This is a genomic window from Vibrio sp. 10N.247.310.17 (assembly GCF_041466605.1).
GTDB lineage: Bacteria > Pseudomonadota > Gammaproteobacteria > Enterobacterales > Vibrionaceae > Vibrio > Vibrio tasmaniensis_A.
The window spans coordinates 1-21,414 of sequence record NZ_JBFSTC010000007.1 but is presented as its reverse complement, the minus strand read 5'-3'; the positions used below and the strand labels follow the sequence as shown (position 1 = coordinate 21,414).

Annotated in this window: 20 protein-coding genes, 4 tRNA genes and 1 other annotated feature; of the genes, 12 read left to right on the top strand and 12 right to left on the bottom strand. The window is 45.2% G+C overall.

Translation table 11 applies throughout. The features are described 5' to 3' along the window. From AB6D80_RS03885 to uvrY, 8 genes are all read right to left on the bottom strand, one after another. Positions 1 to 686 (bottom strand): aminotransferase class III-fold pyridoxal phosphate-dependent enzyme (locus AB6D80_RS03885; RefSeq protein ID WP_372187801.1); only part of this gene is annotated, 686 nt, incomplete at its 3' end. 862 nt (positions 687 to 1,548) lie between these two features. Then, positions 1,549 to 1,624: transfer RNA gene (locus AB6D80_RS03880), tRNA-Gly, on the bottom strand. Between the two features lie 36 nt (positions 1,625 to 1,660). Next, a tRNA-Leu gene (locus AB6D80_RS03875) sits at positions 1,661 to 1,747 on the bottom strand. 80 nt (positions 1,748 to 1,827) lie between these two features. After that, positions 1,828 to 1,903 (bottom strand) — tRNA-Gly (locus AB6D80_RS03870). A 47-nt stretch (positions 1,904 to 1,950) separates the two neighbouring features. Continuing rightward, positions 1,951 to 2,024, bottom strand: a tRNA-Cys gene (locus AB6D80_RS03865). 266 nt (positions 2,025 to 2,290) lie between these two features. Beyond that, complete coding sequence (gene pgsA, locus AB6D80_RS03860; RefSeq protein WP_012604331.1) at positions 2,291 to 2,848, bottom strand: CDP-diacylglycerol--glycerol-3-phosphate 3-phosphatidyltransferase; 558 nt, start codon at positions 2,846 to 2,848, stop codon at positions 2,291 to 2,293. A gap of 46 nt (positions 2,849 to 2,894) precedes the next feature. Further along, entirely contained in the window at positions 2,895 to 4,727 is a 1,833-nt protein-coding gene (uvrC, locus tag AB6D80_RS03855; protein ID WP_372187799.1) for an excinuclease ABC subunit UvrC, read from the bottom strand. A gap of 15 nt (positions 4,728 to 4,742) precedes the next feature. Then, complete coding sequence (uvrY, locus tag AB6D80_RS03850) at positions 4,743 to 5,387, bottom strand: UvrY/SirA/GacA family response regulator transcription factor (protein ID WP_004729778.1); 645 nt, start codon at positions 5,385 to 5,387, stop codon at positions 4,743 to 4,745. A gap of 442 nt (positions 5,388 to 5,829) precedes the next feature. On the opposite strand from uvrY, the gene AB6D80_RS03845 reads away from it, so the two are divergent. Beyond that, positions 5,830 to 8,193 carry a DNA polymerase II gene (locus AB6D80_RS03845; RefSeq protein WP_372187797.1) on the top strand — a complete coding sequence of 788 codons (2,364 nt, stop codon included), beginning with the start codon at positions 5,830 to 5,832 and terminating at the stop codon, positions 8,191 to 8,193. Between the two features lie 132 nt (positions 8,194 to 8,325). Here AB6D80_RS03845 and AB6D80_RS03840 read toward each other — a convergent pair whose 3' ends face one another. Beyond that, positions 8,326 to 9,093, bottom strand: a complete 768-nt coding sequence (locus AB6D80_RS03840; RefSeq protein ID WP_065111105.1) for a nucleotidyltransferase — start codon at positions 9,091 to 9,093, stop codon at positions 8,326 to 8,328. A 137-nt stretch (positions 9,094 to 9,230) separates the two neighbouring features. On the opposite strand from AB6D80_RS03840, the gene yeiP reads away from it, so the two are divergent. From yeiP to AB6D80_RS03825, 3 genes are all read left to right on the top strand, one after another. Next, positions 9,231 to 9,800: an elongation factor P-like protein YeiP gene (yeiP, locus tag AB6D80_RS03835; RefSeq protein WP_009848748.1), complete on the top strand. Its 570-nt coding sequence runs from the start codon at positions 9,231 to 9,233 to the stop codon at positions 9,798 to 9,800. Positions 9,801 to 9,810: 10 nt separating this feature from the next. Further along, positions 9,811 to 10,140 (top strand): HI1450 family dsDNA-mimic protein, encoded by a 330-nt coding sequence (locus tag AB6D80_RS03830; RefSeq protein ID WP_017108380.1) that lies wholly within the window; start codon positions 9,811 to 9,813, stop codon positions 10,138 to 10,140. Between the two features lie 86 nt (positions 10,141 to 10,226). Further along, positions 10,227 to 10,718 carry an RNA methyltransferase gene (locus AB6D80_RS03825; RefSeq protein WP_004729783.1) on the top strand — a complete coding sequence of 164 codons (492 nt, stop codon included), beginning with the start codon at positions 10,227 to 10,229 and terminating at the stop codon, positions 10,716 to 10,718. 198 nt (positions 10,719 to 10,916) lie between these two features. Here AB6D80_RS03825 and rluB read toward each other — a convergent pair whose 3' ends face one another. The 3 genes from rluB to rnm form a co-directional block, all read right to left on the bottom strand. Continuing rightward, positions 10,917 to 11,945 carry a 23S rRNA pseudouridine(2605) synthase RluB gene (gene rluB / locus AB6D80_RS03820; protein ID WP_017104066.1) on the bottom strand — a complete coding sequence of 343 codons (1,029 nt, stop codon included), beginning with the start codon at positions 11,943 to 11,945 and terminating at the stop codon, positions 10,917 to 10,919. A 159-nt stretch (positions 11,946 to 12,104) separates the two neighbouring features. Further along, positions 12,105 to 12,725, bottom strand: a complete 621-nt coding sequence (locus tag AB6D80_RS03815; RefSeq protein WP_009848751.1) for an L-threonylcarbamoyladenylate synthase — start codon at positions 12,723 to 12,725, stop codon at positions 12,105 to 12,107. Between the two features lie 55 nt (positions 12,726 to 12,780). Beyond that, the gene (gene rnm, locus AB6D80_RS03810) at positions 12,781 to 13,650 is read right to left on the bottom strand and encodes an RNase RNM (protein ID WP_371703815.1); all 870 of its coding nucleotides are present in this window, start codon (positions 13,648 to 13,650) and stop codon (positions 12,781 to 12,783) included. Positions 13,651 to 13,770: 120 nt separating this feature from the next. On the opposite strand from rnm, the gene AB6D80_RS03805 reads away from it, so the two are divergent. From AB6D80_RS03805 to AB6D80_RS03770, 8 genes are all read left to right on the top strand, one after another. After that, entirely contained in the window at positions 13,771 to 13,896 is a 126-nt protein-coding gene (locus AB6D80_RS03805) for a Trp operon leader peptide (RefSeq protein WP_372187795.1), read from the top strand. After that, positions 13,843 to 13,957: a sequence feature (Trp leader region), on the top strand. Its footprint overlaps the gene before it by 54 nt. Positions 13,958 to 14,082: 125 nt before the next feature. Further along, complete coding sequence (locus tag AB6D80_RS03800; RefSeq protein ID WP_372187793.1) at positions 14,083 to 15,672, top strand: anthranilate synthase component 1; 1,590 nt, start codon at positions 14,083 to 14,085, stop codon at positions 15,670 to 15,672. Between the two features lie 2 nt (positions 15,673 to 15,674). Next, entirely contained in the window at positions 15,675 to 16,301 is a 627-nt protein-coding gene (locus AB6D80_RS03795) for an aminodeoxychorismate/anthranilate synthase component II (protein ID WP_017104070.1), read from the top strand. Positions 16,302 to 16,310: 9 nt separating this feature from the next. Beyond that, a complete protein-coding gene (gene trpD / locus AB6D80_RS03790) occupies positions 16,311 to 17,306 on the top strand; it encodes an anthranilate phosphoribosyltransferase (protein WP_372187791.1) in 996 nt (331 codons plus the stop codon). 20 nt (positions 17,307 to 17,326) lie between these two features. After that, on the top strand, positions 17,327 to 18,778 hold the full coding sequence (gene trpCF / locus AB6D80_RS03785) for a bifunctional indole-3-glycerol-phosphate synthase TrpC/phosphoribosylanthranilate isomerase TrpF (RefSeq protein ID WP_372187789.1): 1,452 nt from the start codon (positions 17,327 to 17,329) through the stop codon (positions 18,776 to 18,778). A 138-nt stretch (positions 18,779 to 18,916) separates the two neighbouring features. Then, the gene (gene trpB, locus AB6D80_RS03780) at positions 18,917 to 20,107 is read left to right on the top strand and encodes a tryptophan synthase subunit beta (RefSeq protein ID WP_010438034.1); all 1,191 of its coding nucleotides are present in this window, start codon (positions 18,917 to 18,919) and stop codon (positions 20,105 to 20,107) included. Next, on the top strand, positions 20,107 to 20,913 hold the full coding sequence (gene trpA, locus AB6D80_RS03775) for a tryptophan synthase subunit alpha (protein ID WP_017080965.1): 807 nt from the start codon (positions 20,107 to 20,109) through the stop codon (positions 20,911 to 20,913). The genes trpB and trpA overlap by 1 nt, the downstream gene beginning before the upstream one ends. Positions 20,914 to 21,080: 167 nt before the next feature. Then, positions 21,081 to 21,414, top strand: a 334-nt coding sequence (locus AB6D80_RS03770; RefSeq protein ID WP_372187787.1) for a transposase domain-containing protein, incomplete at its 3' end; no start/stop codon positions are given.

Here is a 21,414-nt window from a genome sequence, read left to right as displayed (position 1 = left end):
CTTGCGTTAGCACCTGCTTCACCACCAATGCCAAACGGGCAGCGGAGGTTGTATGGGAAAGGCATGAAATGTACGTCAGACATCAAGCCGCTACGACGTTCTTTAGTGCCGAGGTTACCCATCATGCCCATGGTGCCGTTCGTCATGCCGTGGTAAGCACCACGAAAAGCAAACATGGTGTTGCGACCTGTAGTTTGCTTGGCTAGCTTGATCGCGGCTTCCACAGCATCAGCGCCAGACGGGCCACAGAATTGAAGAACCGAGTTCGTTGAAAAGTCTTGAGGGAGAAAAGCTTTAACTCGCTTGATAAACGTCTCTTTTGCTTGAGTCGTAATATCAAGTGTTTGGTACGGCAAACCAGAATCGAGCTGGTCTTTAAGCGCTTGGTTAATCTCAGGGTGGTTGTAGCCCAGAGAAAGTGTACCTGCACCAGCTAAGCAATCGAGAAAGAGTTGGCCACGAGTATCTTCAACTAAAACACCACATGCTCGTTTAATAGCAATTGGTAGGCGTCTTGGGTAAGAGCGAACATCCGACTCATGCTGTTCTTGCTCTAGCAAAATAGCGTCAGGCGTTAGGTCGTAAGTTCCCTCTACGATAGGAACCATAGTTGAAAATGAATTTGCGATAGTATTAATATCGACTTCAAAGGCGGTAGTCATAAAAGTCCCCTTGAATGTGTTCATACTCACCTCCATCAGACGCAATTGCATACAGTCCCTCTATTGATTTAGAGAGCATTCATAATGAAACACGCGTATTGTCTAGAAATGAGATATAGCTGTACGCTCGCATAAGTCAAATGACGAATACGAAATTAGGCCGTCTTAGGACAGCAAAAAAATTAGTTAGCGTGAGCTCAAGGTTCAGTAATGCTACTGTTTTGAAGAATTGGACATTTTTGCAGGATCGGGCAGCTATGAGGAGCTGGTCCCTTTGGAAATGCAGAGCTGATTAGCAATGTTGTTATTAGTGTGTTCAATGTTGGGTTTCCCATTAGCATGGCGAATTGCGCCATAAGTATCCCGTCTATCAGCTAAAGGCTAGCTGATACCTACCCTACGTAATGTCCCAATCAGCAAGAATGGTCACTACGCGTATCCCCCAGAAGCAATCGTTGCTCTTCTTGAACATTATTCATTCCGAGATTGCGCGGGAAAATAACATAAAGTGAAATGAACGATCAATAGTTTTTAATAATCGCTTGATAAATAGGAGCGGTAACTGACAAATTGCTGAAAATATCGTCAAGTTAATCTTTAGGTAAGGAGATCCCCGGTTCATTCGTTCCTCACGCCCGAGGATGACGACGCGGGTATACAAACGTTGCTAGTGAGGCTTTGAGATCTCAGCACCCTTTCGTCATTCCCTAGTACGAGGAACGAGTTCATAGGGAATCTCGCTTTTAAAACGAAGTTAAAGGTATGAGAATTTGAATATTTTATCGACCGTCTAACCACGGGAGTCAAACAGGAAAAATGTGGGGTAATAAAATGTTGAACGGCAGAAACCAAAAAGCCCGAACATTTCTGTTCGGGCTTTTTAATTTGGAGCGATACATCGGGTTCGAACCGATGACCTCAACCTTGGCAAGGTTGCGCTCTACCAACTGAGCTAGTATCGCATTTGCTACACCCGTTAAGACGTAGACTTTAATAGATGGTGCCCCGGGCCGGACTTGAACCGGCACAGCGCGAACGCCGAGGGATTTTAAATCCCTTGTGTCTACCAATTCCACCACCAGGGCACGCAATTCTTTATTGCGATGCCGATTACTGAAAAGTAAAACACCATCTTAATGCTGACGCTAATCAACATTACAAATTTTGGAGCGATACATCGGGTTCGAACCGATGACCTCAACCTTGGCAAGGTTGCGCTCTACCAACTGAGCTAGTATCGCATTTTCATTACTCTTACCTCTTCTCATTAACTAAGAAAAAGAGATAATGGAGGCGCCTCCCGGAGTCGAACCGAGGTCCACGGATTTGCAATCCGCTGCATAGCCACTCTGCCAAGGCGCCTTAATAACTCCAATCGAATCGCTTATTGCCATCCTCTTGGGTACGGGATGCATTCTACGGATTCGAGCGTTTGAGTCAATATTATTTTTGTATTTTTAATTCGTTTGAATAGATTTTATACGAAACAGGCTAAATAGCTGACTTTGTGTGCAAAGCACTTTGTGGACAGGCTATTCAAAGGAGATCTATATCACATTAGATATCCACTATTGATAATTTAACCTTAGGTTAAAGATCAAAAAAGCGAGCCTCAGCTCGCTTCTTCATCAATGGTGTTTTTCGTCTAACAAATCATCTTTGGCGGCCATCAAGTATTGCGCCATTGACCAGTAAGTAAGAACGGTTGCAACATAGAGTGCAATGTAACCCACCCAAACCATCCAGTCGTCGTATCGCCAGATAAGTACCCAAAGAGCAAACATCTGAGAAACGGTTTTCACTTTACCAACCCAAGATACCGCAACGCTTGCACGTTTGCCGATTTCAGCCATCCATTCACGAAGCGCCGAGATGATAATTTCACGACCAATCATGGTCACAGCAGGAATAGTCACCCAGATCGAGTGATAATGCTCGGTAACTAAGATAAGAGCAGTAGCAACGAGCACCTTATCCGCCACGGGGTCAATAAAGGCACCAAAGCGAGACGTTTGTCCTAGTTTACGAGCCAGCATGCCATCTAGCCAGTCAGTAAAACCCGCTACCCAAAACACCATTGCAGCAGCAAAAGGAGCCCATTCATAAGGTAGGTAAAAAACAACAACGAATACTGGGATTAAAAATAGTCTCAGTAAGGACAAAATGTTAGGTATATTCAAACGCATATTATTAGGCTCTTATCAATTGCGCTTTAATGGTGCGGGATTTTTACTATTGTTTCAATGCTTGATAAATGTTTTCTGCCAAAGAATGACTAATGCCCGGCACTTTGGCTATTTCTTCGACAGTTGCGCGCTTAAGTTCTTGTAAGCCACCCATATATTTCAACAAAGATTGACGACGCTTAGGCCCTACCCCTTCAATTTCTTCAAGTGCACTGGTTCTACGCGTTTTACCACGCTTTGCTCTGTGCCCGGCAATAGCATGATTATGGCTTTCGTCACGAATATGTTGGATAAGGTGTAGCGCTGGCGCATCACTGGGTAAATTGAACTCTTCGCCTTCAAGAGTCACCAAGGTTTCTAAACCCGGTTTACGCGTAACCCCTTTGGCTATACCCATCATTCTTGGTCGAAATGGCCAATCACCCCAATATTGAGAAATGATCTCATGAGCGCGGTTGAGCTGACCTTTACCACCGTCGATAAAAATGATGTCTGGGATCTTATCGACATCAAGTTGCTTCGAGTAACGCCTCTCAAGCGCCTGAGCCATTGCCGCGTAATCATCACCACCGGTAATGCCAGTGATGTTGTAACGGCGGTATTCCGGCTTAACAGGGCCTTCCTGATTGAACACCACACAAGACGCTATCGTACTTTCACCCATGGTATGACTGATATCAAAACATTCCATCCGTTTAATCACATCCATCGACAACACTTCTTGAAGCTCTTTAAAGCGCTGGTTGATGGTCATCTTGTGATTAATCTTAGTGGTAATAGCCGTCAATGCATTGGTATTCGAGAGTTTAAGGTAACGACCTCGAGTACCTGAAGGGTTGGTATTGAAGTGAATCTTACGACCCGCCACTTCACACAAGGCTTCTTGAATCGGTGTGATATCTTCCATCAAATCGGCATTGAGAATCAAACGAGTTGGGATGGTTCTCGCTTCATTATGCGCAAGATAATATTGGCTTAAAAAGCTCGAAAAAACCTCTTCTCGCACCGTATTGTTGGGAATTTTCGGGAAATGGCTTCTACTGCCTAAAACCTTGCCTTGGCGAATCATCAAGATATGAATACACGCTACGCCATTCTCTTGAGCAAAGCCCAACACGTCCATATCTTCCATTGAATCGTCGGATACATATTGTTGTTCTTGCACGCGTCGAATCGCTTGGATTTGGTCACGGAACGCGGCAGCTTGCTCAAAGCGAAGCTCTCTGCTTGCTGTGTCCATCTTTTCGATGAGCGTCTCAAGGACTAACTTGTCCTTCCCTTGCAAGAACAGACGAACGTAGTCGATAAGTTCACTGTACTCTTCATCAGAGATGATTGAGCTGACACATGGCGCAGCACAACGGCCAATCTGATACATCAAACACGGGCGCGTTCTGTTGGCATAAACCGTATCTTCACACTGGCGAGCAGGAAAGATTTTTTGTAGTAGGTGCAACGTCTCACGCACAGCGCCGGAATCAGGGTAAGGACCAAAGTATTCGCCCTTTTTCTTTTTAGCACCACGATGCATCGACAAACGAGGATGCTTGTGACCGCTAATAAAAATATAAGGGTACGACTTATCATCACGCAAAAGTACGTTGTATTTAGGCAAGTACTGCTTGATGTAGTTATGCTCAAGGATGAGCGCTTCTGTTTCCGTGTGCGTTACAGTGACATCGATCTTGTCAATATTGCTGACTAAAGCGCGTGTTTTTTCACTGTCGACTTTTTTACGGAAATAACTGGAAAGGCGTTTTTTGAGGTTCTTAGCTTTACCGACGTAAATAACAACAGCCTCGGCGTTATACATTCGATAAACGCCGGGCTGCTCTGTTACTGTCTTGAGGAATGAGACTGAGTCAAACAAGTTGGTCACTATACGATCTCAGTGTTAAAGGGTCTCAGTGTCTAACATTCCATGTCTAATCGCTAAATGCGTCAGCTCTACATCGCCACTGATATCCAGCTTACTGAACAAGCGGTAGCGGTAACTGTTGACTGTTTTAGGACTTAGATTGAGTTGTTCTGAAATATCCGTCACTTTCTGACCTTTGGTAATCATCATCATGATTTGAAGTTCACGTTCAGATAAGTCTGCGAATGGATTTTCAGACGCAGGCGAAAATTGGCTCAAAGCCATCTGCTGCGCAATTTCTGGCGAAATGTATCGTTGGCCACTATTAACCACTCGAATTGCATTTACCATTTCATCCGGACCTGCCCCTTTAGTAAGGTAACCAGCAGCTCCAGCTTGCATCACTTTAGTTGGAAACGGATTTTCCGTATGAACAGTTAAAACGATGATTTTAACATCAGGGTTGAAACGCAAGATTTTCTTGGTTGCTTCTAAGCCACCAATACCAGGCATATTCATATCCATCAAAATAACGTCAGTATTGTTAGTACGACACCATTTTGCAGCATCTTCACCGCTTTCAGCTTCCCCTGCTACGTTCATTCCACGGACGTCTTCAATAATACGTCGTATCCCTGTGCGAACCAGCTCGTGATCATCTACAAGGAAAACATTTATCAAACTTGTATCTCCACACTATTAATTGGCTCTGCAACCACTGTGTCATTTCATCTGTTTGAAACAATTGAACAAAGGAACAAAGGAACAAAGGAACAGTGAATCGCAGCATTGAGTACATCTTAACTTAATTACTAAAAAAAAGCTCTGTTGAATATGTGCTGAAACACGAACTTTAGCAAGTACTTATTAACAAATAAGCCAACTAAAACAACAAGCTTTTTCTAAAAATCAACCAGTTAAAACAACACCCAATAAAATTACACAAGATAAAGATATTTTCAATACCATTGAATAGCCATTCGCGACAATTTCACTTATTTGCTTATAGAGTCCCGTTATTTGCCTCTGTTAACTAGAATTTAGTTAGTATTTTTGCTGCCTGTTATGCGCTGAGGGTCGCTAGGTGGTAGTATTCGATTCCCAATTTCAATAGGTTACTACATTGGATATTCAGCAAGGCTTTGTACTCACAAGACAAGCAAGAGACTTTTCAGGGCGCACACAAATCGACTTGTGGTTAAGCACCCCTCAAGGCCCTACTCTACTGACAATTCAAAATGAAAAGCCTGTATTTTTTGTCGCGCAAACTGATGTTGAAGCATGTCAGGCTATCGCAGCGAAAGAGTCTATCAATTGCCAGTTAAAGCCTTTGGAGCTAGCAACATTTGACCAAACCCCTTTAGCCGCTTGTTACTCTTCCTTATCGAGAAGCAGCTTCGGGTTAGCTCAAGCCTTTAACGGTGAAGAGATCCAAACCTTTGAAAGTGATATTCGACTGGCCGATCGTTTCTTGATGGAGCGCTTTATCAAGGGCAGTATCGAATTCACAGGCACTATCACTCCAAAAAGACAGCATCGCAGAGTATCGAACGCAAAATGTCGAGCTGGCGATTACTTGCCAAACTTGTCTGTGGTTTCGCTTGATATTGAGTGTTCGGAAAAAGGCGTGCTTTATTCCATCGGCCTAGACAGTCCAATGGATAGCCGAGTGATAATGATTGGCGACCCACAACAAGCCGACACCAATATCCAATGGGTTGCCAACGAGAAAGCGCTGCTTGAAGCTATGATTGCGTGGTTCTCCGAGTTTGACCCGGACATCATCATCGGTTGGAATGTCATTGATTTCGACTTTAGGCTGCTGCACAAACGTTCAGAATGGAACGAAGTGAAACTCAGTATTGGTCGCGACAATCAACCGAGCTTCTTTCGCAGCTCCGCACAAAACCAGCAGGGGTTCATTACCATTCCTGGTCGCGTGGTCTTAGATGGTATCGATATGCTTAAAACAGCAACCTACCATTTCAGGTCATGGTCTCTTGAGTCCGTGTCACAAGAGTTACTGGGCGAAGGCAAAGACATTCATAATGTTCATGACCGCATGGATGAAATCAATCGAATGTTTAAGTTCGATAAACCTTCACTTGCCAAGTACAACCTTCAAGACTGTGTGCTAGTAAACCGAATCTTCGAACACACTCACCTACTCGATTTTGCTATTGAACGTTCTCGCTTAACTGGTGTTGAACTTGATCGCGTTGGCGGCTCTGTCGCTGCTTTTACTAACTTATACATGCCTCAGATACACCGAGCGGGTTACGTCGCGCCGAACTTAGAGCCTGAGAACTGGATCGCTAGCCCCGGTGGTTATGTGATGGATTCGATTCCCAACCTTTATGACTCTGTGTTGGTACTCGATTTTAAGAGCCTTTACCCATCGATCATTCGTTCTTTCTTGATTGATCCTATGGGGTTAATTGAAGGGCTAAAGTTAGAGTTAGGCTCTGAAGAAGACCAAGCAGTAGCTGGGTTCCGTGGCGGTCAATTCCACCGTTCTAAGCACTTTCTACCAGAGATGATCGAAAACCTCTGGGCAGCGCGTGATGTCGCAAAGAAAAACAACGAGAAAGCTTTTTCTCAAGCGATTAAGATCATCATGAACTCTTTCTATGGCGTGCTGGGTTCTTCTGGTTGTCGTTTCTTTGATACTCGCTTAGCATCCTCTATCACCATGCGTGGGCATGAGATCATGAAGCAAACCAAGGTTCTGATAGAAGATAAAGGGTATCAAGTAATTTACGGAGATACCGATTCAACTTTCGTGTCTCTTAATGGCAGTTTTGAGCAAGAACAAGCAGACGAGATTGGTCACTCCCTTGTGGCTTACATCAACGATTGGTGGACGAATCACTTAAAAGAAACCTACAACCTAACCTCAATACTCGAACTTGAATACGAAACTCACTATCGCAAGTTTCTAATGCCAACCATTAGAGGTTCAGAGACAGGATCGAAGAAACGTTATGCAGGCTTAATCAACCAAGGTGACCAAGAGAAGATCATTTTTAAAGGCCTTGAAAGTGCCCGAACCGATTGGACGCCCCTTGCACAGCAGTTCCAACAAACCTTGTATGAGATGGTCTTTCACGACCAAGATCCAAGTGATTATGTTAGACAGTTTGTCGATGAAACATCCGCGGGCAAACACGATGATTTACTGGTGTATCAAAAACGCTTACGCCGTAAATTGCATGAATACCAGAAGAACATTCCGCCACAGGTTCGCGCGGCAAGATTGGCCGATGAGATCAATGCCCAGCTTGGTCGCCCACTTCAATACCAAAACAAAGGACGTATTGAATATTTGATTACGCTGAGTGGCCCCGAGCCCAAGGAGTATTTGAAGAGCGGTATCGATTATCAACATTACATCGACAAGCAGATTAAACCGGTCGCAGAAGCGATTCTGCCATTTATAGGGTTAGATTTTGAAAGAGTCAGCGGGCAGCAACTAGGCCTGTTCTAGACCTATTCTATTTTCGAAACGGCCTTCAAACTCGAGATATGTATTAAAGCTCTAGATAAGCTTAAAACGAAAAAGCAGAGACGTGCTCTTCAGCTTGCTCTGCTTTTCATATCAATGGATAGCTTACGACCCCTACCCGATTCGAAACTCAGTTTTCTGATACTGCTTAACCAACCATTCACCAAAACCATCAAGAATCCCTATCACTGAACGTTTGGGAATCGCACGCCCAGACAGCAGAATACCCAACCTTTGAATCTCAACTTCTTTCTCTGGATGATATCTCAAGAACTGTTGACCACACTCCATAGGCGCATCGAACCAGTTCTTGTCTCGGTACATGATCAAAGAATAACTGGCTCGCAACAGTTTCTTGGCAATAATCACCTGCGCGGCGACTTGCTGTTCTGGCGTTGTTGCTCGGGCAATCTTATTACGATAAACCGCTAACCAGTTTTCCGCATCCATATTCCAGTGTTTGGCAATTTCCCAACTCGTTTCGAAATCACCATAACAGTCTGATAAATCTTCACCATGCACACACACGGCTAAATGCTTGAGCATGAAGCCCCAAGTAAAGATGTTGTCGAAATCAACGATCTCGCTTACCAAGGTGGTTTTGATTGCCACTTGTGTGACCTGAGGGAAGCTCTTTTGGAAGCGCCATTTGATGGTATTCAGCAGCGTGGTTCGTTGATCTGGAAAAGGACGATGGGTAACCACAACCACATCTAGATTCGAGCGACCGACAACGGCTTGCTTACGTGCCACACTGCCATAAACATAGACACTGTGCAGATTAGAACCTAACCCACCTTTTAGAAAGGTAATCAGATCGTTAACCACAGGTTGAAATTCAGGTTGAAATGGCTGTGTTGGGTCAATAACAGGTAGCTGCATAGGTCGTTTCGGTAAATAAAATAATGATTTAACTGTCTCTCTATGATCGCTTAGGTGACTTTATGATTCAAGCTATTCCTATTTATAGCGTCTACGAGATATAATCACCGGATAGACCCAATAAGGACAAACACAAAATGCCTAGAGCAAGTGAGATTAAAAAAGGTTTTGCGATCAATGTTGATGGCAAAACAGTACTAGTTAAAGATATCGAAGTAACAACACCAGGTGGCCGAGGCGGTCAAAAGATTTACCGCTTCCGTGGTCACGATGTAGCAACTGGCGTTAAAACAGAAGTTCGTCACAAGGCTGACGAAATCGTTGAAACGATCGACGTAACTAAGCGTGCAGTGATGTTCTCTTACGTTGATGGCAACGAGTACATCTTCATGGATAACGAAGATTACACACAGTTCATCTTCAACGGTGAAATGATCGAAGACGAACTGCTATTCATCAACGAAGATACGCAAGGTATGTACGCGATTCTTATCGACGGTACTGCGGCGACTCTTGAGCTACCAACTTCAGTTGAGCTAGTAATCGAAGAAACAGACCCTTCAATCAAAGGTGCATCTGCTTCAGCTCGTACTAAACCAGCTCGTCTCTCTACAGGCCTTACTGTTCAAGTTCCTGAGTACATTGCAACTGGCGACAAAGTTGTTGTGAACACAGCTGAACGTAAATACATGAACCGCGCAAGCTAAGATACTGATTATGACCGAAGCTAACAACCTAATGTCTTACGACGACGCAATTGACACTGCATACGACATCTTTCTAGAGATGGCTGCTGATAATCTTGAACCTGCAGACGTGATCTTATTCACGGCTCAGTTTGAAGATCGTGGCGCTGCAGAACTTGTTGAAACTGGTGACGATTGGGTTGAACATGTTGGCTTTGAAGTCGACAAAGAGATCTACGCTGAAGTACGCATTGGTCTTGTAAATGAAGCTGATGATGTCTTAGATGACGTATTCGCTCGTCTACTGATCAGCCGTGACCCTGAACACAAGTTCTGTCACATGTTGTGGAAACGCGACTAGGCTCTTCTTAAACCAGCTCAGAGTACTGAGCTGGTTTTCTTACGACTTCATAGCCTCATCACTTTAAACTGCAACTCTACAAAATTATGACCAAAGCAAAGACAGATACCCTATCCAAAGGCTATGCCTGTGTTGGATTAGTAAACCCCAAAACCCCTGAAAATGTTGGCTCAGTAATGCGAGCAGCTGGTTGCTACGGAGCAAACTCTGTATTTTATACTGGCACCCGTTATGACCACGCTCGACAGTTTCATACCGACACCAAAGAAAAGCACCTTGAGTTGCCATTAATTGGTGTTGAAGATCTTAAAGATATTATTCCTGTTGGCTGCGTGCCCATCGCGGTTGATTTGATAGAAGGCGCTAAGCCTCTGCCTGATTATAAGCACCCACCTCGTGCTTTTTATATCTTCGGCCCTGAAGATGGGACTCTGAAAAAAGAGATCACAGACTTCTGTCGTGAAACCATCTACGTTCCGACTAATGGCTGCATGAACCTTGCTGCCGCGGTCAATGTTATTTTGTATGACCGCATGGCGAAGGGTGACAACTTCTCGAATCATTTGAAAGTGACCTAATATCAATCGTAGCGAGTCAGCCGAGCTGGTTGAGCGCTTCTAGCTGACTAAGCACTTCTACCTGATCAAGCACTTCCACATGATTTGAACTACGCCATATTCAAGACATAAAAAAACCTGCTAAGTTAGCAGGTTTTTTTGTATTCGAAACGTTGGATTAAGCTTTAAGCTTAAAAACTGTAGCAACTACTGGTGTAATTACTTACGTGATCTTGGCTTAGCCGGTTTAGCCGGGCGTCCGTTGTTCAATTTAGGCTTTTTGGTAGACTGAGGTTTACCATTAGTCGCTGGAGCACTACGACCTGAATCAGGTGTTGTAGTACCGCGAGTTGCAGGCTTCTTACGCTTAGTCTGGTTGCTACGGCCTTTAGGAGCATTTGCGCGCTCTTCGTGACGCTTAACAGCACGACGAATTTTCTGGCTACGAGAACGCTCACGCTTACGAGAAGTGTTTGCAGGATCAAGATCCAACAGTGTCTCTTTTTCTGGCTGAAGTTCAACAAGCTCACGCAAGTAGTTTACTTCTTGAAGATCTAGCTCTTTCCAACCGCCACGAGGCAGTTTCTTATCAAGGTAGATATCACCGTAACGTACACGTTTCAGACGGCTTACTGTTGTTTCTTGTGATTCCCAAAGACGACGAACCTCACGGTTACGACCTTCGTTAATTGCTACGTAGAAAGTATGGTTCATACCTTCACCGCCAGCGTAAACCACATCTTCGAAACGAGCCATACCATCTTCAAGTTGAACGCCACGAGTCACGTTCTTAACTTTTTGCTCGGTTACTTCACCAAATACACGTACTAGGTACTCACGCTCAACCTGACGGCTTGGGTGCATTAGGCGGTTTGCTAGTTCACCATCGGTTGTGAACAACAGTAGGCCTGATGTGTTTGCATCAAGACGACCAACTGAAATCCAACGAGAACCACGGATCTTAGGTAGACGATCAAAAACAGTACGGCGACCTTCAGGATCGTGACGAGTACAAAGCTCACCTTCAGGTTTGTAGTAAGCAAGTACACGACAAACCACTTCTTCAGAGGCTTTGCCTGTAATTGTGTGGCCATCGATACGGATCACTGAGTTCTCGTCTTCAAGACGCTCACCCAATTTCGCAACTTGACCGTTAACACTTACACGACCAGATTTGATTAAACCTTCTAGTTCACGACGAGAACCGTGACCAGCTCGCGCTAAAACCTTCTGTAATTTTTCGCTCATTTACTCTTTTCTACCTAATTGTCGTCTTCACAGACGTCGAATGAATTTTTCGCGACCAAATCGCGGTCGCGTATTATCGCAAATAACCTGCCAAAAAGCACTTGTTATTTACTCTGGCAGGTTTGCTGTTTCGTTACAGACTGTTAATCAGTAACGCTATTATTCAAACGGCGCTGGATCACCGGCACCACGACGTAAAACAACGGCGTCATCGTCACTGAAGTCAATAACCGTGGTTGGTTGTTCACCTAAGTAGCCGCCATTCAAAATGACATCAACCGCATGCTCTAAGCTGTCACGAATTTCTTCAGGATCCGATTCAGTGGTCTCGTTACCCGGAAGAATCAGAGACGTCGACATCAATGGCTCGCCCATTGCTTCTAGAAGATCTAGGGCAATTTTGTTGTCCGGTACACGAATACCGATCGTTTTACGCTTAGCGTTCATCAAACGCTTTGGCACTTCTTTTGTTGCTTTGAAAATAAACGTGTAAGCACCTGGCGTGTGCGCCTTAAGCAGACGGAAAGCCACGTTATCTACTCGTGCATAAAGTGACAATTCAGAAAGATCACGGCATAACAAAGTGAAATTGTGCTTATCATCGATTCGACGAATTTTACAGATGCGTTCGAGTGCTTGTTTATTCTCAAGCTGACAACCCAGTGCATAACCTGAATCTGTTGGATAAACCACAACGCCGCCATTGCGAATAATCGCAACCGCTTGAGTAATTAAGCGTGCTTGTGGGTTATCTGGGTGTACATAAAAAAACTGGCTCATTGTTGATCCTCGTTATCGAATCTCTCGACTCTATCATCAGAAGGAGCTGGTTCACCTAAATACTGTCATCGGTATCAGTTGGTGAAACCGTTTGAAACTCCCAATCTTTCCATACTTCTTCGACCCCAGAAGGTAGCCAGAGATTACGTCCAAGTTCCATCCACGGAGATGGATAATGGAAGTCACTGCCTTGGGAGGCTAATAGTTTGTATTGTATAGCATAATCCGCAAGTGTGCGTCTTTCTTGTTGCGCTTGCTGAGGCTGAGCGACTTCCATAGCGTCACCATTTGCTTCAACAAATGCAGCGAGAAGGCGTTTAACCCACTTGGCGGTAAGGCCATATCGCGCAGGGTGAGCTAATACCGCTTGACCACCAGCCGCATGAATAGCCGTGACAGCATCACTCATTGAGCACCATGTTGGCGGCACATAACCTGGATTGTTGCGCGTAAGAAACTTTTTAAACACCTGCTGCATGGTTTTCGCGTAACCATTGTCGACTAACCATTTCGCAAAGTGTGCTCGAGTAATTGGTGCATCACCTGCAATCAACTTAACCTCTTCTAACACACCTTCACGAGTCGCTTTCTCAAGACGTTGAGCAATCATCTCTGCACGTCCAACACGGTGTTGCTTCTGTTGTTCAATTAACGCTTTCAATTCTGGTGATTCAGGATCGACGTTTAACCCAACAATATGGATATCTTTGTTTTGCCAAACAGTTGAGATCTCGATGCCGTTAATCAACTGAATAGGAAGATTGTTATCAGCAATATAGCTGCGTGCTTCAGCAAGTCCATCAGTCGTATCATGATCTGTAATCGCTAACGCTTCGATGTTAAAGCCTAGCGCTCGGTCAATCAGTTCAGGTGGAGTAAGTCGGCCATCTGAGGCTGTTGTATGACTATGTAGATCAATTCTCATATATTCTTTTTCATTGTTTTCAATTTTTATCGTTATATTTGTGTCAACGCACTTGACCTGCAAGCGCAAAACTAGTTAACTAGTACACAAATACGAAGTATCACATTTGATAGGTTCACTATGTTACAAGAATTTAACCAAAACCATAAAGATAAAGTTTTAGAACTTTCTTCAGTAGAAGCAAGTTCAGAGCTTAATTGGTGGCGCACTTGGACAAGTTCTTGGTGGGCCAGCGTGTACTTCTAATTAAACAGTTTGTTTATAAAAAAGTTATCACTAAGCCCGCTTTCATAGCGGGCTTTTTAATTTGTCGAACATCTCACATTCAACTGACTAACAAATCAACGAATTGACCATATTCTAGATTGGGTGAAAGGTATCTTTATGCGACTATGTACGGCAGGAAATTTAAAGAATCATAAAGGAGGTCTTGTGAACAAGGCCATTGAAATCAAAAAGCTGGGAACCATTGAGGTCATCAATTCTTCCGTTCCTTACTCGCAAGATCCAACCAGCGTTTTTCATACTCTGTGTGAAAACAAAACAGACAGTTTGCTGTTGGAATCGGCTGAGATTGAATCTAAACAGAACCTGACAAGCCTACTCCTTATCGACTCTGCTGTTCGCATCGTATGTCGCGGACATGAAGTAACCTTTCAGGCGTTGACTCAAAATGGTCAAGCGCTAATCGAACACCTAGCTCAAAACGTTAAAACAGAGATCAAATCTGACCTTGAGGATAACGTATTGACACTGACTTTTGTTGAGCCAAGTAACGAATTAGACGAAGACTCACGGTTAAGACAAGCGTCTTCATTCGATGCACTGCGTTTGGTTCAGCATAGCTTTGAGCAAGACGCGGATAACAAACACGCGTTATTCATGGCTGGCCTATTCGCTTACGACATCGTGGCGAACTTTGAACCGCTAGGCGATGCTGAAGCGACCAACAACTGCCCTGACTTTGTTTTCTACGTTGCCGAGACTCTATTACGTTTCGACCACCAAGAAAACGAAGGCCTACTTCACGCGAGCTTGTTTGCTCAAGATGAAAGCATCAAAGCGCAATTAACAGAGCGCCTAGCCGACATTCAAACACAGTGTCAGTCATTGAAAGCCATCACAGAAGTTACGCCACTCGACAACGTTGACGCTGTACCGAGTGTTTCAGATGAAGACTTCTGCCAAACGGTTCGTGATTTAAAAGAATACGTCGTTAAAGGCGATGTATTCCAAGTGGTACCTTCACGTCGCTTTACGCTACCTTGCCCTGCTCCACTGGCGGCTTACAAAGAACTCAAGCAAAGTAACCCAAGCCCTTACATGTTCTATATGCAAGATGAGCTGTTTACTCTGTTTGGTGCTTCTCCAGAAAGTGCACTGAAGTACGAAACTGAAACCAACCAAATCGAAATTTACCCAATTGCTGGTACTCGTCGTCGTGGTAAGCGCCCGAATGGTCAAATTGATTTCGACCTAGATAGCCGCATTGAACTTGAACTGCGTACCGACAAGAAAGAAAACGCTGAACACATGATGCTAGTCGACCTAGCTCGTAACGATGTGGCACGTATTGCAAAAGCAGGCACTCGCCACGTAGCAGACTTGCTGAAAGTTGATCGCTACAGCCATGTAATGCACTTGGTTTCTCGTGTTGTTGGTCAGCTCCGTGAAGACTTAGATGCCCTACACGCTTACCAAGCTTGTATGAACATGGGTACGCTAACGGGTGCACCAAAAATCCGCGCAATGCAGCTTATCCGTGACGTAGAAAAAACGCGTCGTGGTAGCTACGGTGGTGCAGTCGGTTACCTAACCGGTGAAGGCACTTTAGATACTTGTATCGTAATTCGTTCTGCTTACGTTGAAGATGGCGTAGCACAAGTACAAGCGGGCGCGGGCGTGGTGTTCGACTCTGACCCACAAGCAGAAGCAGATGAAACGCGCGGCAAAGCACAAGCGGTCATCTCTGCGATTCAAGCTGCACATACTAAGAACATCTCAAATAAGAAGGAGTCGTAATCATGGCTGATATTGTATTCATCGATAACTTCGACTCATTCACTTACAACCTTGTAGACCAGTTCCGTTCATTAGGTCACAGCGTGAAAATTTACCGTAACAACATTCCTGCAAAGGTTGTTGAAGCGGCGATCAACGAGCTAGACAACCCTGTTGCACTGCTTTCACCAGGCCCCGGCGCTCCGGCTGATGCGGGCTGCATGCCAGAGCTGATTCAGCTTCTAAAAGGCAAAGTACCAATGATTGGTATTTGCTTAGGCCACCAAGCGATTGTTGAAGCCTACGGCGGCACCGTTGCAGGCGCTGGCGAAATCATTCATGGTAAGGTGTCGATGATGGAACACCAAAACCATGCGACTTACCAAGGCTTACCTTCGCCATTGGCTATCGCTCGCTACCACTCTTTAGTGGCAACGCATGTATCTGATAGCCTAACGGTGACAGCTGAAGTCGATGATTTGGTGATGTCTGTGGTTCAAGAACAAGACAAGGTTTGTGGATTCCAATTCCACCCTGAATCAATTATGACGACCTACGGTGCAACGCTTCTAGCAAACGCTATCGAATGGGCTCTTGAGAAACCTATTCATTTAGAGAAAAGCTCTCCCCTTGAGAAGACAGGAAAATAGGACGAAATCATGGAACAGATTAATAAACTTTACGAACAGCAGTCTCTTACTCAAGAAGAAAGCCAACAGTTATTTGATGTCATCATCAAGGGTGAACTTGACCCAATCTTGATGGCTTCTGCTCTGACTGCATTGAAAATCAAAGGCGAAACACCTGATGAGATCGCTGGCGCGACGAAAGCACTGCTTGCCAATGCAAACCCGTTCCCACGCCCTGATTACGATTTCGCTGACATCGTAGGTACAGGTGGCGACGGTCACAACACCATCAACATTTCTACAACTTCTGCATTTGTAGCAGCAGCGTGTGGCTTAAAAGTCGCGAAGCACGGTAATCGCAGTGTATCGAGCAAATCAGGCTCTTCTGACCTACTGGATTCGTTTGGCATCAACCTAGCGATGACCGCGGAAGACACTCGTACGGCTGTCGATGAGCTTGGCGTAGCATTCCTATTTGCTCCGCAATACCACGGTGGCGTGCGTCACGCGATGCCTGTTCGTCAAACTATGAAAACACGTACTATCTTCAACATCCTTGGCCCACTGATTAACCCTGCTCGCCCTAACATCGAGCTAATGGGTGTTTACAGCAAAGAGCTAGTACGCCCTATCGCGGAAACCATGCTGCAAATGGGCATGAAGCGTGCTGCCGTTGTGCACGGTAGCGGCCTTGATGAAGTGGCTATTCATGGCGAAACCATCGTTGCTGAAGTTAAAGATGGCAAGATTCACGAGTACACCGTGACACCGGCTGACTTTGGTTTGAACACTCACCCTCTTGAAGCAATCAAGGGCGGCGAGCCAGAAGAGAACAAAGCCATCACAACGGATATCCTGACGGGTAAAGGCACAGATGCTCAAGTTGGCGCTGTGGCAGTCAACGTTGCTCTGCTGATGCGTCTATTTGGTCACGAAGATCTAAAAGCCAACGCACAGCAAGCGATTGACGCGATGAACTCTGGCAAAGCGTACGAGCTTGTACAAAAGCTTGCTGCACACGCCTAACGAACGACGAGACAAAGAACATGACACAGACTACCGATAAACTGTCGACCCACGTTTCAATCAAAGAAGCTGAAATGGCGGAAGTATTAGCAAAAATCGTTCGTGACAAATACCAATGGGTTGAAGCGCGTAAGCAAACTCAACCATTGGACGAGTTTAAAGCAGCGTTAACCGCAACAGACCGTAGCTTTTATGATGCACTGAGCGGCGAACAAACGGTTTTCATCACTGAATGTAAGAAGGCATCTCCGTCAAAAGGGTTGATCCGTGACGAGTTTGATTTGGACTACATTGCATCGGTGTACAACAACCACGCAAATGCAATTTCAGTTCTGACCGACGAGAAATACTTCCAAGGTGACTTTGAGTTTTTACCAAAGGTTCGCAGCATTGCTAAGCAACCGATTCTGTGTAAAGACTTCATGGTTGATACTTACCAAGTTTACCTAGCTCGTCACTACTCTGCTGATGCTATCTTGTTGATGCTATCGGTATTAGATGACGAAGAGTACCAAGCACTGGCGGAAGTCGCTCACTCACTCAACATGGGTGTACTTACCGAAGTCAGCAACGAAGAAGAGCTTCACCGCGCAGTCGCTTTAAAAGCGAAAGTGATCGGCATTAATAACCGTAACCTGCGTGACCTTTCGACTGATTTGAACCGTACCAAAGAGTTGGCTCCGCTGATTCGCGAACTGGCTACAAACGCAGTCGTGATTTCAGAGTCTGGCATCTACACACATCAACAAGTGCGTGACCTTTCAACGTTTGCAGACGGCTTCCTAATCGGCAGCTCTTTAATGGCAGAGAAGAACCTTGAACTCGCAGTGCGTAAAGTAACACTCGGTGAAAACAAGGTGTGTGGTTTAACTCACTCTGACGATGCCGCGAAGGCTTATCAAGCTGGTGCGGTGTTCGGTGGTTTGATTTTCGTTGAAGCGTCTAAGCGTCATGTGGATATCGAAGCGGCTCGTTTAACCATGAGTGGCGCACCGCTGAACTACGTGGGTGTGTTCCAAAACCACAGCGTAGCAGACGTTACGAAAACGGTATCTGAGCTAGGCCTATTCGCTGTGCAACTGCACGGTGATGAGTCTCAAGCATTTGTTGATGAGTTAAAACAATCAATACCTGAAAGCGTTGAGATTTGGAAAGCTTACGGTGTGGCTTCTGGTGGTGAAAACGGTGCTAAAAGCGCGCTACCAGAATTACTGAAAAGCAACGTGACTCGTCACCTGCTAGATACTAAAGTAGGTTCTCAAACGGGTGGTACTGGCCAAGCGTTCGATTGGAGCCTAATCAACAACCAAAGCGCAATTATGTTGGCAGGAGGTCTAAGCCCAGAAAATGCTAACCAAGCGGCTAAGTTGGGCTGCTTAGGATTAGACCTAAACTCTGGCGTTGAATCCGCTCCTGGTAAAAAAGACGCAGACAAGCTGCAACGCGCTTTTGCAGCGATTCGTAATTACTAGTCTGGCTTCTAGAAGCAAAAACCAGAGCTAGAAAGCGGAAACTAAAAACATATTTGTGAGCTTTGCCTTTTGCGAAGCTCAAACAAGATTAAATGACTTGGTGTGAAGACACTCCAATAGAATTGAAGGAATAACACAATGGCTAAACTCGATGCCTACTTCGGTGAATACGGTGGTCAATACGTACCGCAGATCCTAGTCCCAGCACTAGACCAACTAGAACAAGCATTTATTGATGCACAAGCCGATCCTGAGTTCCGCAGTGAATTCATGACGCTTCTGCAAGAGTACGCAGGTCGTCCAACGGCACTAACGCTAACGCGTAACCTGACTAAAGGTACAAAAACCAAACTGTACCTAAAGCGTGAAGATCTACTTCACGGCGGCGCACATAAGACAAACCAAGTACTTGGCCAAGCGCTACTTGCTAAACGTATGGGTAAGCAAGAAATCATCGCTGAAACTGGCGCAGGCCAACACGGTGTTGCAACAGCGCTTGCTTGTGCTCTACTAGGCCTTAAGTGTCGCGTTTACATGGGTGCAAAAGACGTTGAACGTCAAAGCCCGAACGTATTCCGCATGAAGTTGATGGGCGCAGAGGTTATCCCTGTTCATTCTGGCTCTTCAACGCTAAAAGATGCATGTAACGAAGCGCTACGTGACTGGTCTGCAACTTATGAAGACGCGCACTACCTATTGGGTACTGCAGCGGGTCCTCACCCATTCCCAACGATTGTTCGTGATTTCCAACGCATGATTGGTGAAGAAACGAAAAACCAAATTCTAGCTCGTGAAGGTCGCCTTCCTGATGCCGTTATCGCTTGTGTTGGCGGTGGTTCAAACGCTATCGGCATGTTCGCTGATTTCATTGAAGAAGAGTCTGTTCGCCTAATCGGTGTAGAGCCTGCTGGTAAAGGTATTGATACTGACCAACACGGCGCGCCGCTTAAACACGGTAAAACCGGTATTTTCTTCGGTATGAAAGCCCCACTGATGCAAGATGAGAACGGCCAAGTAGAAGAGTCTTACTCTGTATCTGCGGGTCTAGATTTCCCATCAGTTGGTCCTCAACACGCGCACCTAAATGCGATTGGCCGTGCTGAATACGACAACGTGACCGATGACGAAGCGCTAGAAGCGTTCCAATTGATTGCACGTAAAGAAGGTATTATCGCAGCACTAGAGTCATCTCATGCTGTGGCTCACGCTGTAAAAATGGCTCACGACGACCCAGAGAAAGAACAGCTATTAGTCGTTAACTTATCTGGTCGCGGTGACAAAGACATTTTCTCTGTACACGACATTCTTAAAGAGAAAGGAGCATTATAATGGATCGCTATCAATCACTCTTCACTCGCTTAGCTGAAAAGAATCAGGGCGCATTTGTACCATTCGTAACGGTTGGCGATCCTAACCCTGAGCAATCACTTAAGATCATGGAAACCTTGGTTGAAGCGGGTGCAGATGCACTTGAGCTTGGTATTCCATTCTCTGATCCGCTTGCAGATGGCCCAACAATCCAAGGCGCAAACATTCGTGCTTTAGATTCTAAAGTAACGCCAGATGTGTGTTTTGATCTTATTGGTCAAATTCGCGCTAAATACCCAGAGCTGCCAATCGGCCTACTGATGTACGCGAACTTGGTTTACGCACGTGGTATTGAGAACTTCTACGAACGCTGCGCAAAAGCAGGTATCGATTCAGTATTGATTGCTGATGTACCAACCAATGAAAGCGGCGAATTTGTTGCTGCTGCGAAGAAGTTTGGAGTTCACCCAATCTTTATTGCTCCGCCAACAGCAAGCGATGAAACACTTCAATCAGTTTCTGAGCTAGGTGGCGGTTACACATACCTACTTTCTCGCTCAGGCGTAACGGGTGCAGAAACAAAAGCAAACATGCCTGTAACTGCCCTACTTGATCGTTTGAACAAGTTTGATGCGCCACCAGCACTGCTTGGTTTCGGTATCTCTGCTCCTGAACAAGTGAAAGAAGCGATTGTAGCGGGCGCTGCAGGTGCTATCTCTGGCTCAGCGGTTGTGAAAATCATTGAAAACAACGTTGAACAACCAGAAGCAATGCTTAAAGCACTTGCGGAGTTTGTTACGCCAATGAAAGCGGCAACGCAGAAATAATCGACGGTCATTAAATAGACGTTCGTAATCAATGGTCGTTAAATAAAACCAGCGATTCAAATACTAAAAGGCTCCACAACTGTGGTAATGCCGATCGTTTAAGAAGACTTGAACGATCTTGCAGTTAGCAGATAATCCCCATCAACAACGTTGATGGGGATTTTTTTATGCTTGAACAAGAATTAGCAATGGCACACGAGACCATTGAAGATGCCGACAATTATGAATCTGTTGTCGACGCCATTCAGATTGAGTGGATAGAACAAGCTCTTCTTGAAACCAATAAAGCGAGCATAAGACGACGTCGGCTTCCCGCTCAGCAAGCTGTCTGGTTAGTTATTTGGATGGGGCTGCAACGCAACATGTCTATCAAAGAGGTGTGCAGTTCATTAGACATTGCACTTCAGCCTAAACCTGAAGATAGCTGGTCTCGTGTTGCACCCAGTGTCCTAACTGATTCACGCCGACGTCTAGATGAGAGTCCGTTAGCGGCTCTGTTTC